This is a genomic window from Loktanella sp. S4079, assembly GCF_000967725.1.
Lineage (GTDB): Bacteria > Pseudomonadota > Alphaproteobacteria > Rhodobacterales > Rhodobacteraceae > Yoonia.
Genome location: NZ_JXYE01000002.1, coordinates 172,170 through 185,798 on the forward strand (window position 1 = coordinate 172,170; position 13,629 = coordinate 185,798).

Below are 13,629 nucleotides of genomic sequence, written 5' to 3' on the forward strand. Positions count from 1 at the left end.
TTCGTGAAAAATACGGCAGCAATCATCGGCGGTGGGGTCATTGGCGGTGGTTGGGCCGCACGGTTTTTGCTGATGGGCTGGGATGTTCGGGTGTTTGATCCAGACCCCGAAGCCGCCCGAAAAATCGGCGAGGTTATCGACAACGCACGCAGGTCATTACCCGGCCTTTCAGACGTTGCCCTACCTGCCGAAGGTCAGCTGAGCTTTCATGACACGATGTCAGAGGCGGTTCAGGGTGCACGCTGGATCCAAGAAAGCGTACCCGAGCGGATCGAACTTAAGCGCAAGGTCTACCAAACGCTTCAGGCGCATTGTGCGCCGGATGCGGTGATTGGCTCGTCAACCAGTGGTTTCACCCCAAGCCAGCTGCATGATTGCGCCTTGCGCCCGGATCAGATCATCGTAGCCCACCCGTTTAACCCGGTTTATCTGTTGCCTCTGGTTGAGGTGGTCCCCGGCGCAGCGACCTCATCCGAGATAGTTCAATCAGCACAAGACATCCTGACAGGGGTCGGAATGTACCCGCTGGTGATCCGGGCTGAAATCGACGCGCATATTGCGGATCGCCTGCTCGAGGCAGTCTGGCGCGAGGCGCTGTGGCTGATCAACGACGGGATTGCGACCACGGCCGAGATTGATGATGCCATCCGTTATGGCTTTGGGCTGCGTTGGGCGCAGATGGGTTTGTTTGAAACCTACCGGATCGCTGGCGGCGAAGCGGGGATGCGGCATTTCATCGAGCAATTTGGTCCCTGTCTCGAGTGGCCATGGACCAAGCTGATGGATGTCCCAGAGCTGACCGATACGCTGATTGACACGATCGCGGATCAGTCGGATGCTCAATCTGGGGCGCTCTCTATTCGGGCGCTCGAGCGCAAGCGCGATGATAATCTTGTGAGCATCCTGCGCGGATTAAAGGCCCAAGACTGGGGCGCGGGCCAGCTATTGAACGCACATGATCGTCGCCTTTCATCGCATCATAGCTCTGAAATCGCTATCAACGGACCAATTGAGACAGTTGCGCGTGCGGTTCCGCTCGATTGGACGGATTACAACGGTCATATGAACGAGGCACGATATTTACAGGCCTTTGGCGATGCCACCGACCGCATGATGCAATTCGCAGGTGTGGACGACGCATATATTGCCGGCGGGGCGAGCTACTTCACCGCCGAAACGCATCTGCGCCACTTGGACGAGGTGCATGCGGGCGAAATGATCCGGATCGAAACCCAAGTGATCTCGGGCTCTGGGAAAAAGATGCATTTGTTTCATCGGATGTTTTCTGGCGCTCGTGAAATCGCCACCGGAGAACATATGCTCATCCATGTAAGCCTAGAGACCCGTCGCGCATGCGAACCGGACGCTACAGTCGCTGCCAGACTGCACGAGATCGCGTTGGCACATGCGGCGTTGCCCCTGCCAGTGGGTGTTGGCAAGGCGGTTGGCGTCAAAGGATAACGCGCATGGAGCTTTGGATTCCGATCACCTTGGCGGCTGCGACGGCGCAGTCCGTCCGATTTATGTTGCAAAAGCGGCTAAAGGTGATGGCGCTGTCAACGGCGGGCGCGACCTTTGCGCGCTTCATCTATTCGACGCCCTTGGTTGCTGTGATCGCCATCGCGTATGCGATGATGACAGCGCAGGGCGTGCCGCAGATACCCGGACAATTCTGGCTCTATGCTATCGCTGGTGGAACTTCGCAGATATTGGCAACCATGTGTGTGGTCGCATTGTTCAGCCATCGCAATTTTGCTGTTGGGATCACGTTTAAAAAAACTGAAGTTTTGCTAAGCGCATTGTTCGGATTTTTGCTGCTGGGCGATATTATCACGGGATGGGCTATTACGGCGATGATCGTAGGGTTGATCGGGGTGCTATTGCTATCGGATCCCCCAAATGCAACTGGGCGATGGGTGCGCCGTGTCCTTAACCGCGCAACAGCATTGGGCATCGGTGCGGGCATCTTGTTCGGAATTTCGGGTAACGGATATCGCGGTGCGTCGCTGTCACTGGGGGAGGGGGATGTCTTTTACCGCGCGATTGTTACTCTTGCGATTGTGACGGCCATGCAAACCGCCGCAATGGCCATCTGGCTGTTGTGGCGCGAACAGGGCGAAATGCAAAAGGTGTTCCGCGCGTGGCGCATTGCGGGGCTTGTTGGGCTGACGAGCATGGTAGGCTCAATATGTTGGTTTAACGCCTACACTTTGCAAACGGCGTCTTATGTGAATGCGCTGGGCCAAGTAGAGCTGTTGTTTTCGCTCGCGATTGGGGCGCTCGCCTTTGGCGAAAAGATTAGCGCACGAGAATGGCAGGGCATTGCATTTTTGGGTGGAAGCATCGTTGTGCTGGTGATGCTTGGCTAAAGCGGGCTTCGGCCACCGAGCCGCGTAACGAGGCGCTTTTCATCGTCATTGCGGAAAAACGGCACGGTTTGTGGTGAAGTGCCTGTGCGTATTTGCGCGTTAAGTTCAGCCAAGACGACCTGCGTGATGAACGGCAGATCGAAACCGCGTGCTTGCCCAAGAGGCACCCATTGCAAATGAGATAGCTCATCCTCGGCCCGGCCAAAATCATCTGGGTCGCTCACCAATGATGTTGCATCGGCCAAGAAAAAACGCGCGTCAAAGCGGCGTGGGCGGCCCGGCGGTGTAATCGCGCGAAAGAAAAATCGCAGTGCAGATCCGTTAGGGCGATGACCCGTCTTGGCAAAGCCACGCCAGCCACGCGGCGCATCGGGCCATTGATCGGGACGGCCAAGGATTTGACCAGTTTCTTCCCAAAGCTCGCGAATTGCGGCGGCCGCCAAAGCACTAGGGGGAATGCTGCTTTCTTGATCAAGCTGGCGCGACGTTTCTGGCACCAGATCAGAGACAGCAACCATTGCGTCATTCGCGTCAACAGCACCACCGGGGAATACAAATTTTCCGGGCATAAAGCTGGCCTCGCGGCCGCGTTGACCCATCAGTACAGCCGGTTCGTCGTGCGGGTCGCGCAGGATGATAATGGTTGCAGCGTCTTTGATTGGTATCTGCGTCATGTCTTTCGTGACGCAGATGGCCTAGCCCTTGTGGCCGAACCCATGCATGCGCCTTGCCCATTGGATTGCGACGATCATGCCCTTAAGGCGCGGCAAAAGATAGAGACACAGCGCAACTGAACCAACCGATAGCGTCGTTGCCATGATCCAAGGTGCGGGTTCCCAGATCACCCACATCAGGTGAATAGCAAATCCGATGATATGCGCGACGAGCAGAATTGTCAGATAGGCGGGGCCATCATCTGCGCGGTGATGGCTGAGCTCTTCGTGACAGGTGGGGCATTGATCAGCAACTTTTAGATAGCCGGTGAACATATGACCTTCGCCGCATTGCGGACAGCGGCGACGTAAACCACGCATAATTGCGGGCTTTGTTGGGCGGTCATCTGGTGTAAATGCGGTGGCGTCTGTCATCTGATTTCTCTGATCTACTGGCATTATTGTTGACCTAATTTTCGCTGACTTAAAAGAGGGTAAGCCCCCACTTGCGGCGCCGTGTCGCGCAAGAGCCTAAACTTTTTTGCGGGTTTGGCGACGGAAATTTTCACCACCTGCGTTGAAGGAGGGTCTGCGGCACACAAGGCCGCACATAACCTTCTTAGAGGAATGACAATGAAAACGAAGATTTTGACGGCAGTAGTCCTTTCCGGTGTTGTGATGGCAGCAGGTGCGCTTTCGGCGCAGCCAGCGCCCGGCGAAATGCCAGAGCGCCCAGACTTTGCCACATTGGATGTGGACGCAGATGGCAACCTGACAATGGAAGAGTTGCAGGCGCGCGCTGACCAACGCTTTGCCGATATGGATACAGATGGTGATGGCGCATTGAGCGCGGAAGAACTGGTTGCGAAACGCGTTGCAGATGCTGAGGCACGGGTTGCGCGGATGATCACCCGGTTGGATGCGAACGAAGATGGCATCTTGCAAATGGAAGAGCTCCAGCCACGTGGTGGCGCACGGTTTGAACGTATGTTCGAACGTATGGACGCCGACCAAGATGGCGTGTTGAGCGAAGAAGAATTCGCTGCCGTCCAAGAGCGTATGATGGACCGTCGCGGTGATCGTGGCGAACATGGGCGCGGTTGGGGTCACGGCCCACGCGGTAAGCACTAAAATCGCTGGCGGCAGGGGGCAATGCGCCCCTGCCGTTTGCTAAGACTACAGAATATCGGTAGCAAAGTTGTTAATGAACGTAACGCCAGACCCCTTTGCGGGCGCCCCGGACGAGGCGCTGCTCATTGCATTCGCCAATGGTGATGCACAGGCAGCGCATGCCTTGACGGTGCGGTTGTTGCCGCGGGTCGTGGCTCAGGCAACGCGGATGCTCGCCAATGCCGCCGAGGCCGAGGATGTCGCCCAAGAGGCTATGATCCGGCTGTGGCGGCAAGCCCCCGAATGGCGGCAAGGCGAAGCTTTGGTAACGACTTGGCTCTATCGGGTCACGGCAAACCTTTGCACCGACATATTGCGGAAACGGCGTGGTGGCGTTTCGTTGGATCAGGTCGATGAACCGGCCGACGGAACACCCAGCGTTACCGAGCAGTTGCAGACCAAGGCGCGAATGCAGGCACTTTCGGATGCCTTGGCTGCTTTGCCGGAACGTCAGGCGCAAGCCGTTGCATTGCGGCATCTCGAAGGGCTGTCCAACCCTGAAATTGCGCAGATTATGGACATTAGTGTGCGCTCGGTCGAAAGTCTGACCGCGCGTGGAAAACGGGCGCTGGCCGATATCATGTCGGGGCGGAAGGCAGAACTGGGGTATGATGATGACTGATCATAATGATGACATGCTGGAAGACATTTTTGCGCAGGCGCGTTCGATTGCCCCGCGTCCCTCGGATGATCTGATGGCGCGAGTACTGGCCGAGGCGGTTATCCCGCAAGCCCCAGTGACGGCGCGGGTCGCCCCTCGCAGTTTGACCGAACGCGTTATGGATTTGTTGGGTGGTTGGCCCGCCGTGAGCGGGTTGGTAACTGCCACATGTGCAGGCATCTGGTTTGGTGTGGCCCCGCCTGCTGCGGTCCAAGATTACGCCGCAGCCTATTTCGGGGATGAAGTAAGCATGAGTATTTTTAGCGAAGACACGCTCTATGTCGCAGGAGACTTTATTGATGGCTGATCAGCAATCCAAAGCCGGGCGCACAATGCGCATTGTGCTGGTGGCTTCACTCGCGCTCAACCTTGCGGTTGCGGGGCTAGCGATTGGTGCAGTGACGTCGGGCAAGCTCCGCGACGGCCCACCACGTAGCTTTGATTTGGGATTGGGCCCCGTCGCGCGGGCATTATCCCCAGAGGATCGCCGTGAAGTCGCGCGCGCGCTCCGCCGTGCGCGCCCCGCCAACGATTTTGATATTCGCGTTCAGTTTTCGCGTTTGATTGGGGCTGTACGGGCTGATCCATTTTCGGTGGACACCCTGCGGTCGCTCATGGCTGAGCAATCGCAAATGAGTGAGCAGCTACGCTTTAATGCCCAAGAGGTTCTGATCGATCACCTCGCATCTATGACCGTACAGGAACGCAACGAATTTGCTGATCGGTTGGTCGATGAATTGTCGCGCCTGCGCGAACGCGGGCATCACAAATCACGCGATTGAGGCGGCCATCGCGACCTGATCTCTTCCGGCGGATTTGGCAGCATAAAGTGCTGCGTCCGCTTGTTCGCAGATCGCATTGGGTTCACAGATTTGGCTAGGTTTATTGGGGCTCATTGCGACGCCAACCGAAATTGTGACGATCAATGGTTGATGCAGATCACCAATATCAAAAGGCTGGCCGTTCACCACCTTAAGTAGCCGATCTGCAGTGACTTGCGCCTCAGCGGCGGTCGTTCCGGGAAGAGCGATCAAGAACTCTTCACCGCCGACGCGGGCAACCAAATCGATCGCTCTTAGGTTATTCTTCAGTCGCTTGGACAGTTGTTTGAGCACGCAATCGCCCGCAGCATGCCCATAGGTGTCATTAATGGATTTGAAGTGGTCGATATCCAGCATCATCACTGCCATAGCATCACCCGATGCCACGGCTTGTTTTGTCATTCGGCTGAGATGAGGATCAACATACCGCCGATTAAACAACCCGGTGAGCGGATCAGTCACTGCGGCCTGCAAACCGTCACGCACCGTATCGCGCAGTCTGTCGTGTAGCCGTTTGCGACGGATGAGCGCTTGGGCCCGCAATGCGATTTCGGCGGGAGAAGCATCGTTTGAGACGACGTCGTCAGCACCGAGGTCAAGGAACATCGCTGCCATTTCATCGGCCTGTTCCGGCACGATCACCAATTGCGTCGCCTGCCGGGTTTCCGGGCGTGCGCGTAGGTCCGAAACCAGCCCAAAGAACCGTGACGGTATCTGATCAGGGTCGCTGGCATCTACAACCAGCAAGTCGGGTGTTGGACGTAGCCGACCACCGCGCAACGCTGTGTCGGGATCAAGGGAACGCACGATTTGTCCTAACCCTTGGGTCAACGTCGCAAGCAGGTTACTGTCGGGGCATCCTGCCGCCGATAACAACGATACATGCGCCGGTGTCTCAAATGTTGCGGCGGTTTCTTCAAACCCCAAAGCGCTGCGCGTACCATCGCGCAATTGCAATTCCTGATGTGTACTGTGGACGCGTAGCAAGCTGCGAATGCGCGCCAGCAACAGCGCGTCATTGGTAGGGCGTGGCATTACATCATCGGCCCCAGCATCAAGCGCGGCAAAGCGCGCCTGCGGGGCCTCAGCAACGCCCATGGCGATGATCGCGATATTCTGGGTATGCGGGGATGTGCGGAGAGACTGGCAAAATTCGTGCAATTCGCTGACCGGTTCGCCAAGGCTGACCAATATCAAATCCGGCGGATTGTTTTGGATGCATTTTTCGGCCTCGGCCCGTGTTGCACAGACGTCCACGCGAAATTGCGCCGCCAACATCTTGACCTTCATCACGATCCGGTTGGTCGCCACAGTGTCAACGATAAGTATGCGTCCGGGCATTCTGCAATCCTCCACAGGGTTACCCCTATTTGCTGGAGACAAGTTGACTGAATTTGGTTAAAAAACAGTTTCCGAGAACTTAAGGAACGCTAATGGATCATGAACGTGCGCAAGTAATTGCTCTTCAAGCTTTGGGATGGCTTGTTGGTAATGATGAATTGTGTCCCGTATTTTTGGGTGCAACGGGTGGTTCTGCTGATGATCTGCGTGAAAAAGCAGGCGATCCCGCCTTTTTGGCCTCGGTTCTCGAATTTATCACGATGGATGACGCTTGGGTCATGGCATTCTGCGACACGATCGATTTGCCCTATGATAGCCCACTGCGTGCACGCTATGCCTTGCCGGGGGCAGAAGCCGTTCATTGGACCTGAATGTTAATACCGAATTGACACCACGTTAACGCAAGGCTCTTTTGGCGGACATCAACAAGAGGGCAGCGGCGTGATCAAAGGTATTATCTTCGACAAAGACGGAACATTGTTTGATTTCAATGCGACTTGGGGCACATGGGCGCGGCAGATGATCGAGGCCGAGACCGCGGGCGATTCAGACAAGTTTGACGCGCTGACACAGGTGCTGGGCTATGATCCCGATGCTAACCGTTTTCGCCCAGGCAGTGTGGTGATCGCGTCGACCGTTGATACGGTCGCGGATCATATTTTGACGGTCTTGGATGGTGTGGCGAAACCGGAACTGATGGCGCGCATGAATTCAGCGGCAGCGCAAGTGACCCAGCAAGAGGCTGTGCCTCTGGGCGAATATTTTAGAGAGCTGTCCGATTTGGGGTTAGTGCTTGGGATCGCGACGAATGATGCCGAGGCTCCGGCGCTGCGGCATCTGGATCGGGCCGGGGTCAGAGACCAGTTTTCATTTATTGCCGGCTATGACAGCGGTCACGGGGCCAAGCCTGCGCCCGGTCAGCTCTTGGCATTTAGCGCACAAACGGGCATCGCGCCCAACGCCTGTGCGATGGTGGGCGACAGCACCCATGATCTTGATGCTGGGCGCGCGGCGGGTATGACAACAATCGGAGTTCTCACCGGGCCAGCCCCCAGAGAGGAACTGACCCCATTTGCCGATGTTGTGTTGGACAATATCGGCGCTATCCCAGGGTGGTTACGCGCCGAAGGATTGCTTGCCGCTTAGTTCAGGCAGTCTGTAAACGCATCCGTGAGCCCCAACAACAGTTGAGAATATTGCAAAGAACCGGGCTCTAGCGTCATGCCTAATCCATCAAGTCCGCTACTCTTGGCTGTACTGCCCTCGGTCACGACTGACACGGTGCTGGCCGTGATCTCATTGTCGATAAAGACGCATTGAACCGCGCCAGAAACTGTCAGGTCGCGCAGCTCTGCGATATGCGCAGGCCCCGGTGCGCGTGCATCAATCCCGGCAATCATTGCAGCGGCTTGTAACCCATAGCGGTGCTCAAAATACTGATAGCCATCATGCGGCAGGATGTATGCGGCCGACCCGATATTGCTAAGTTTGCTCGCGATTTCTGCATCAAGAGTGCTAAGCGCCGCAACCGTTTGTTCCGCATTCGAGGCGTAGGTTGATGCGTTGTCTGGGTCGGCCACACTCAGCACTTCGGCAATATGTAGCGTCCATTGGGCCGCAATTGTTGGATCTAGCCATGCGTGGGGGTCGACATCACCGTGGTTGTGATGATCATGGTCATCATGGTCATCATGGTCATCATGGTCATCATGGTCTTCGTCTTCGAGGCGCGGTGCCAATTTTTCCCAACCATCGGTTTCCAATAATTCAACAGATGTCGCATTCGGTGCGAGCGTTTCCAGTGGGTCATGCAGCCAAGGTGTCAGCCCTTCACCAACCCAGATCACAATGTCGGCCTTAGAGAGACGGTTTGCGTCGCTGGGGCGGAGTGAAAAATCATGCGGGTGGGCACCGGGCGGCAACAAAAGGTCAGGCGTGCCAAGCTCACCCATCACTTGCGCAGTCAGGCTGTGAATGGGCGCAATATCGGTCATGACTTGCGGTGTTTGCGCCAGCGCGGAAAGGGGCAGCAGGCAGAGTGCTGTGCAGGTGCGAATCATAATTGGGTCCTTGTCCTTTGATGCCGGCAAGGCTATATTGTGTATGTTATAACATCACAAGGTAAAATTTATGCCCTCTGATACGCTTGGTTTTACAAACCATGACCACACCAGCTGTGTCTCTTCGGCGTTGGAAAGCGCAGAGCGCCATTGTGCGGAAAACAAGGCGCAGTTCACGCCAGTCCGTCGGCGGGTGCTGGAAATTTTGTTAGAAAGCCACGCTGCGATGGGGGCCTATGATGTGCTTGCACGGCTGGACGCCGAGGGGTTGGGGTCTAAGCCGCCAGTTGCCTATCGCGCGCTAGGGTTCTTGGTCGAGCAAGGGTTTGTGCACCGGATTGAGCGGTTGAACGCCTTTATCGCCTGCACGCATCCGGGGGCTTCGCATGATCCGGCATTTATGATCTGCCGTGCCTGTGGTCTGGTCGCTGAGGCGCAATCAGCCAATGTTGCCTTGCAACAAGCGGCACAGCAAAGCGGGTTTTTGCTTGAACAGACCGTGATCGAGGCTGAAGGCCTATGCCCCGGCTGTCAGGAACAAGGCGCCGCTTCATGAACCTGATTAACGCGGAAAAGATTGACTTCGCGCATGGCGGGCAGCGGGTCTTGCATGGTGTTGATCTCACACTTGACCCGGCTGAGATTGTCACCATCGTTGGGCCGAATGGCTCTGGGAAATCAACGCTATTGCGCTTGTTGATTGGTGCGCTCAAGCCGCAAAAGGGGCGGGTCACGCGCAAGCCTGGTCTGCGGATCGGATATGTCCCGCAAAAGCTTCATATTGATCCAACCCTTCCAATTACCGTCGCTCGGTTTTTGAACTTACCGCACCGGGTGTCCCGACAAGACGCCCAAGAGGCGCTTGAGACTGCGGGCGTACCGGGTGTGTCGGACCGGCAGATGTCGCAGCTCTCGGGGGGACAATTTCAACGGGTTTTGTTGGCGCGTGCGATTTTGGGCAAACCCGACGTCTTGATGCTCGACGAAGCCACGCAGGGTTTGGATCAGCCGGGATCGGCCTCTTTTTATCGGCAGATCGAATCTGTTCGCCGGGATCTTGGATGCGCAGTTCTGATGGTCAGCCATGAATTGCACGTCGTCATGAGCGCCTCTGACCGGGTGGTCTGCCTGAATGGGCATGTGTGTTGTGAAGGCACGCCAGAGGTCGTATCCGTCGCGCCCGCCTACCGAGAGCTGTTCGGGACCGGGACGGGCGGGGCGTTGGCGCTTTATCGGCATGAACATGATCACGGCCATGACCACGATCATCATCACCATCACCACGAGGCGGCTGAATAAATGTTGGACGATTTTCTAGTACGCGCGGCCCTTGCAGGGGTTGGTACGGCGGTGGGTGCCGGTTTGCTGGGTTGCTTTGTCGTGTGGCGACGTATGGCATATTTTGGCGATGCGACGGCACATGCTGCCGTACTTGGCGTGGCCTTGGCCCTTGGGTTTGGAACCTCCATCACCTTGGGTGTGGTGATTGTTGCGCTTGCTATGGCCGTGCTGATCCACGGATTGACCGGACAGGGTGCAGCGATCGACACAATGCTTGGCGTTTTGTCACATGGGGCGCTGGCGCTGGGACTGGTGGCTGTGACAATGATACCCGGTCAGCGTGTCGATCTGGACGCATATCTGTTTGGGGATGTGCTTAGCGTGTCCCGCGGTGATCTCTTGATCATTTGGGGGGGCAGCGCGGTCGTGGCCGCCGTGTTGTGGTGGCAATGGTCCGCGATGTTGACGACGACGCTTAGCCCTGATTTGGCCTATGCGGCTGGGATCAACCCGCGCCACGCGCAGTTGATCTTGACGCTATTGCTGGCGGGCGTTGTGGCGGTGGCGATCAAGGTCGTAGGTGCACTGCTGATTACGGCGCTGCTGATCATTCCAGCGGCAACCGCGCGCGGATTTGCCCAAACGCCAGAGCGGATGGCGCTGCTGTCAGTCGGCGTTGGCGTATTTGCAGCACTTGGCGGTCTGCGCTTTGCCTTAGTCTTTGATACGCCAGTTGGGCCATCCATGATTTGCATGGCCGCAGCGCTATTTGGCATTGGCACTATCGGTGGAAAGTTGCGGCGCTAGACGTCCATCCAGATCGTGACCGGACCGTCGTTGATAAGGCTTACGGCCATGTCAGCGCCGAACTCTCCGGTCGCGATTGGGATGCCAAGGGCGGCAACATCGGCTTGGAACTGTTCATACAGCTTCTTACCCTCTGCGGGTGGTGCCGCCGCGGAAAATCCGGGGCGATTCCCCCGCGAAGTATCCGCCGCCAAGGTGAACTGGCTGACGATCAGGGCGGACCCACCAATATCCAGAAGAGATTTGTTCATCTTGCCGCTGTCATCAGCAAAGATGCGAAGCTTGCTGATTTTGGCCGCCAGTTGCGCGGATTTCGCGGCATCATCGCCCTGCATAGCACAGATCAAGATCAGAACACCTTGATCAATCGCCCCAATGGTTTGCCCGTCAACAGAGACAGAGGCTTGGGTCACACGTTGGATCAGCGCTCTCATAATTCATTGGCCCAAGGTGGGTTTGCACCCGCACGGCTGACCGTCACTGCAGCGACCCTTGCGCCAAAGGCGGTGGCGGCGGTGAGGTCTTCGACAGTGGCGCTGGACAGGCTTTGCTTGGTCAGCAGCCCACGTTTGTCCATCTCGGCCAGAAATCCTGCGCTGAAGGTATCGCCAGCGCCAACGGTATCTACGACCGTTGCTTTTTGCGCGGGCACATCAAATGAATCGGTTGCTGTAACGACCGTGACACCTTCGCTGCCACGTGTCAGCAAGACGACTTTGGCACCCGTTTGCTGAAGCAGGGCCTGTGCGTCGGTATTGCCCGTGATCCATTCCAGATCTTCGTCCGAGGTTTTGATAATGTCAGCCGCACCTAACATGCGGGCAAGGCGGGCGCGATAGTTGGTCTCATCCGTGATGAAACCGGGGCGAATATTCGGGTCGATCATGGTGACGCGGGTTTGCGCCTCGCGCAGCATGAACGCCTCGTAGGTCGCACCGCAGGGTTCAACGACCAGACTAATCCCGCCAAAGAACAGCGCATTCGCGTTTGTCTCTGGCAGATCGTCCAGCGAAAGCATCCGGCCCGCTGTGTTTTCGTCATAGAACGCATATGACGCGTGACCGTCAGTAAGCGTTACAAATGCCAAAGTCGTGGGCCGATCCGAGACTGCCGCAGGGCTGCTGTCAACATTTGAATGGGCCAATTGATCACGCAAGATGTCACCAAATAGATCGGAAGACAGCCCCGAGAAGAACTGTACCGACGTCCCCAAACGCCCAAGCGCCACAGCGGTATTAAAGACCGCACCACCAGCATGCGGGGCAAAGGCGCTTTCACCGCTTTCTGTTTGGCGTGGCAGCATATCAATAAGGGCTTCGCCGCAGCAGATGATCATGTCAGGTCTCCGAAAGATTTACTGATTGTTAGCGATAACAAATCCAGCGATGAGCGCAAGGATGAGACCAAGCAAAACCGCAAATGCGATTTTCCACGCCGAGTAGGGACGTTCGCCTTGGACCCGGCCCGTACGTCCGTTCACGACGAAACGATAAGTCTTGCCGCGGTATTTATACGCAGCCAACCAGACAGGTAGCAGAATATGCTTGAACGTGACATCGCTGACGGTGGTGCTGACTGTCGAAATCCGCTGCTCATCACCGCCAATGTCGTATTTCACATCGCGTCGGATCATACGGTCCATATAGCCGCGCGCTTCGGTGAAACCATCGGCAAGCTCGACTTGGTATCCTTCGGCGCGAAACCCGGCGAGATACTCAGGCTTATAAGGTTCGAGTGCGGACAGATCCCAAGGTTCAAGCCCGTCAGTGTACTTCTTTGGCAAAGAGCGCGAGGCAAGAACCAAGACATCATCAAAGAACCGCGCAACGCGCCCGGATACGGGCCGCCAGCGGGTTTTACGTACCCGTACTGTTTTGCGTTCACCATCGCGGATGACGGTCCGGGTTTCATAGTAATGCGTACCGCGCTGCCCGTGATAGCTGCTTTTGGTGTCAGCATCAAAGGTCCAATAAGGCACGTAGATGCCGTTCATCTTGCGGCCCTTGCGGGCGTATTCTGTCAGCCCATTCGGCGCGAACCAAAGGCTTCCGAGCCAATCGGTCAGCGCCGATCTTGCGTTACCTTCGTCCAAGGCAAAGGGTAGCAATCCGCGCGGCTTAATATGACGGTGTGTGCCGGTATCTGTGACAACTGGTGTGGCACAAAACGGGCATTCGGCGGCGTGAATATCGCTATCGAACTCGGTCTGTGCACCGCAATTGGGGCAGCTCGTGACCCGCGTTTCTTCGATCTCTTCTTGGGACAGCGTCTGGTCGATCGCCGCACGAAAATCTAACTCTTTGATCCCGCCTGCAACGGGTCCAGCACCTTCGATCGGTTCTTGGTTGCCACAATGATCACAGATCAATTGGTGCTCGCGCGGATCGAAACGTAGATCCGACCCACAGGTATTGCATGGAAAACGGTGTTCGACGTCAGAGACGGTTTCAGCAGTCATGGTGGCAA

Annotated in this window: 18 protein-coding genes; 11 read left to right on the forward strand and 7 right to left on the reverse strand. The window is 56.6% G+C overall.

Annotated elements, in window-relative coordinates; translation table 11 throughout:
• Nucleotides 1-3: 3 nt before the first annotated feature.
• Nucleotides 4-1,461 (forward strand): carnitine 3-dehydrogenase, encoded by a 1,458-nt coding sequence (locus tag TW80_RS01890; protein WP_045995674.1) that lies wholly within the window; start codon nt 4-6, stop codon nt 1,459-1,461.
• Nucleotides 1,462-1,466: 5 nt separating this feature from the next.
• A complete protein-coding gene (locus TW80_RS01895) occupies nt 1,467-2,369 on the forward strand; it encodes a DMT family transporter (RefSeq protein WP_045995675.1) in 903 nt (300 codons plus the stop codon).
• Here TW80_RS01895 and TW80_RS01900 read toward each other — a convergent pair.
• The gene (locus TW80_RS01900; protein WP_045995676.1) at nt 2,366-3,043 is read right to left on the reverse strand and encodes an NUDIX hydrolase; all 678 of its coding nucleotides are present in this window, start codon (nt 3,041-3,043) and stop codon (nt 2,366-2,368) included. The genes TW80_RS01895 and TW80_RS01900 overlap by 4 nt on opposite strands.
• Before the next feature lie 21 nt (nt 3,044-3,064).
• Nucleotides 3,065-3,457, reverse strand: coding sequence for a DUF983 domain-containing protein (locus TW80_RS01905; protein ID WP_045995677.1), 393 nt, complete (start codon nt 3,455-3,457; stop codon nt 3,065-3,067).
• Between the two features lie 198 nt (nt 3,458-3,655).
• Between TW80_RS01905 and TW80_RS01910 the strand changes: the two genes are divergently transcribed.
• The 4 genes from TW80_RS01910 to TW80_RS01925 all read left to right on the forward strand — a co-directional run bounded on the left by TW80_RS01910 (nt 3,656) and on the right by TW80_RS01925 (nt 5,635).
• A complete protein-coding gene (locus tag TW80_RS01910) occupies nt 3,656-4,153 on the forward strand; it encodes an EF-hand domain-containing protein (RefSeq protein WP_045995678.1) in 498 nt (165 codons plus the stop codon).
• 73 nt (nt 4,154-4,226) lie between these two features.
• On the forward strand, nt 4,227-4,814 hold the full coding sequence (locus TW80_RS01915; RefSeq protein WP_045995679.1) for an RNA polymerase sigma factor: 588 nt from the start codon (nt 4,227-4,229) through the stop codon (nt 4,812-4,814).
• Nucleotides 4,807-5,160, forward strand: a complete 354-nt coding sequence (locus TW80_RS01920; protein ID WP_045996945.1) for a hypothetical protein — start codon at nt 4,807-4,809, stop codon at nt 5,158-5,160. Before TW80_RS01915 ends, TW80_RS01920 begins: the two co-directional genes overlap by 8 nt.
• On the forward strand, nt 5,153-5,635 hold the full coding sequence (locus TW80_RS01925) for a periplasmic heavy metal sensor (protein WP_045995680.1): 483 nt from the start codon (nt 5,153-5,155) through the stop codon (nt 5,633-5,635). The genes TW80_RS01920 and TW80_RS01925 overlap by 8 nt, the downstream gene beginning before the upstream one ends.
• On the opposite strand, the gene TW80_RS01930 is transcribed toward TW80_RS01925, so the two are convergent.
• Nucleotides 5,624-7,015, reverse strand: a complete 1,392-nt coding sequence (locus TW80_RS01930; protein WP_045995681.1) for a diguanylate cyclase — start codon at nt 7,013-7,015, stop codon at nt 5,624-5,626. The two genes, TW80_RS01925 and TW80_RS01930, sit on opposite strands and share 12 nt — an antisense overlap.
• A gap of 92 nt (nt 7,016-7,107) precedes the next feature.
• On the opposite strand from TW80_RS01930, the gene TW80_RS01935 reads away from it, so the two are divergent.
• Nucleotides 7,108-7,386 (forward strand): DUF3572 domain-containing protein, encoded by a 279-nt coding sequence (locus TW80_RS01935; RefSeq protein WP_045995682.1) that lies wholly within the window; start codon nt 7,108-7,110, stop codon nt 7,384-7,386.
• A gap of 70 nt (nt 7,387-7,456) precedes the next feature.
• The gene (locus TW80_RS01940; RefSeq protein ID WP_045995683.1) at nt 7,457-8,161 is read left to right on the forward strand and encodes an HAD family hydrolase; all 705 of its coding nucleotides are present in this window, start codon (nt 7,457-7,459) and stop codon (nt 8,159-8,161) included.
• On the opposite strand, the gene TW80_RS01945 is transcribed toward TW80_RS01940, so the two are convergent.
• On the reverse strand, nt 8,158-9,075 hold the full coding sequence (locus tag TW80_RS01945) for a zinc ABC transporter substrate-binding protein (RefSeq protein WP_045995684.1): 918 nt from the start codon (nt 9,073-9,075) through the stop codon (nt 8,158-8,160). The two genes, TW80_RS01940 and TW80_RS01945, sit on opposite strands and share 4 nt — an antisense overlap.
• A 70-nt stretch (nt 9,076-9,145) precedes the next feature.
• Here TW80_RS01945 and TW80_RS01950 point away from each other — a divergent pair, with 70 nt between their 5' ends.
• Genes TW80_RS01950 through TW80_RS01960 form a run of 3 tightly spaced genes read left to right on the forward strand, consistent with a single transcriptional unit; the run spans nt 9,146 to nt 11,163 of the window.
• Complete coding sequence (locus TW80_RS01950) at nt 9,146-9,631, forward strand: transcriptional repressor (RefSeq protein ID WP_045995685.1); 486 nt, start codon at nt 9,146-9,148, stop codon at nt 9,629-9,631.
• On the forward strand, nt 9,628-10,374 hold the full coding sequence (locus TW80_RS01955) for an ATP-binding cassette domain-containing protein (protein ID WP_045995686.1): 747 nt from the start codon (nt 9,628-9,630) through the stop codon (nt 10,372-10,374). The genes TW80_RS01950 and TW80_RS01955 overlap by 4 nt, the downstream gene beginning before the upstream one ends.
• Nucleotides 10,375-11,163 carry a metal ABC transporter permease gene (locus TW80_RS01960; protein ID WP_045995687.1) on the forward strand — a complete coding sequence of 263 codons (789 nt, stop codon included), beginning with the start codon at nt 10,375-10,377 and terminating at the stop codon, nt 11,161-11,163.
• On the opposite strand, the gene dtd is transcribed toward TW80_RS01960, so the two are convergent.
• The 3 genes from dtd to TW80_RS01975 are packed head-to-tail and all read right to left on the reverse strand — an operon-like array spanning nt 11,160 to nt 13,621.
• On the reverse strand, nt 11,160-11,597 hold the full coding sequence (gene dtd / locus TW80_RS01965) for a D-aminoacyl-tRNA deacylase (RefSeq protein WP_045995688.1): 438 nt from the start codon (nt 11,595-11,597) through the stop codon (nt 11,160-11,162). The two genes, TW80_RS01960 and dtd, sit on opposite strands and share 4 nt — an antisense overlap.
• Nucleotides 11,594-12,499: a carbohydrate kinase family protein gene (locus TW80_RS01970; RefSeq protein WP_045995689.1), complete on the reverse strand. Its 906-nt coding sequence runs from the start codon at nt 12,497-12,499 to the stop codon at nt 11,594-11,596. Before TW80_RS01970 ends, dtd begins: the two co-directional genes overlap by 4 nt.
• Before the next feature lie 18 nt (nt 12,500-12,517).
• Nucleotides 12,518-13,621 carry a TFIIB-type zinc finger domain-containing protein gene (locus TW80_RS01975; protein WP_045995690.1) on the reverse strand — a complete coding sequence of 368 codons (1,104 nt, stop codon included), beginning with the start codon at nt 13,619-13,621 and terminating at the stop codon, nt 12,518-12,520.
• Nucleotides 13,622-13,629: the final 8 nt, after the last annotated feature.

Coding starts and splice junctions, on each gene's coding strand:
- TW80_RS01905 (WP_045995677.1), bottom strand. CDS start 3,457: ATGACAGACGCCACCGCATTTACACCAGATGACCGCCCAACAAAGCCC.
- TW80_RS01970 (WP_045995689.1), bottom strand. CDS start 12,499: ATGATCATCTGCTGCGGCGAAGCCCTTATTGATATGCTGCCACGCCAA.
- TW80_RS01920 (WP_045996945.1), top strand. CDS start 4,807: ATGACTGATCATAATGATGACATGCTGGAAGACATTTTTGCGCAGGCG.
- TW80_RS01900 (WP_045995676.1), bottom strand. CDS start 3,043: ATGACGCAGATACCAATCAAAGACGCTGCAACCATTATCATCCTGCGC.
- TW80_RS01935 (WP_045995682.1), top strand. CDS start 7,108: ATGGATCATGAACGTGCGCAAGTAATTGCTCTTCAAGCTTTGGGATGG.
- TW80_RS01910 (WP_045995678.1), top strand. CDS start 3,656: ATGAAAACGAAGATTTTGACGGCAGTAGTCCTTTCCGGTGTTGTGATG.
- TW80_RS01945 (WP_045995684.1), bottom strand. CDS start 9,075: ATGATTCGCACCTGCACAGCACTCTGCCTGCTGCCCCTTTCCGCGCTG.
- TW80_RS01975 (WP_045995690.1), bottom strand. CDS start 13,621: ATGACTGCTGAAACCGTCTCTGACGTCGAACACCGTTTTCCATGCAAT.
- TW80_RS01960 (WP_045995687.1), top strand. CDS start 10,375: ATGTTGGACGATTTTCTAGTACGCGCGGCCCTTGCAGGGGTTGGTACG.
- TW80_RS01915 (WP_045995679.1), top strand. CDS start 4,227: ATGAACGTAACGCCAGACCCCTTTGCGGGCGCCCCGGACGAGGCGCTG.
- TW80_RS01930 (WP_045995681.1), bottom strand. CDS start 7,015: ATGCCCGGACGCATACTTATCGTTGACACTGTGGCGACCAACCGGATC.
- TW80_RS01895 (WP_045995675.1), top strand. CDS start 1,467: ATGGAGCTTTGGATTCCGATCACCTTGGCGGCTGCGACGGCGCAGTCC.
- TW80_RS01950 (WP_045995685.1), top strand. CDS start 9,146: ATGCCCTCTGATACGCTTGGTTTTACAAACCATGACCACACCAGCTGT.
- dtd (WP_045995688.1), bottom strand. CDS start 11,597: ATGAGAGCGCTGATCCAACGTGTGACCCAAGCCTCTGTCTCTGTTGAC.
- TW80_RS01955 (WP_045995686.1), top strand. CDS start 9,628: ATGAACCTGATTAACGCGGAAAAGATTGACTTCGCGCATGGCGGGCAG.
- TW80_RS01925 (WP_045995680.1), top strand. CDS start 5,153: ATGGCTGATCAGCAATCCAAAGCCGGGCGCACAATGCGCATTGTGCTG.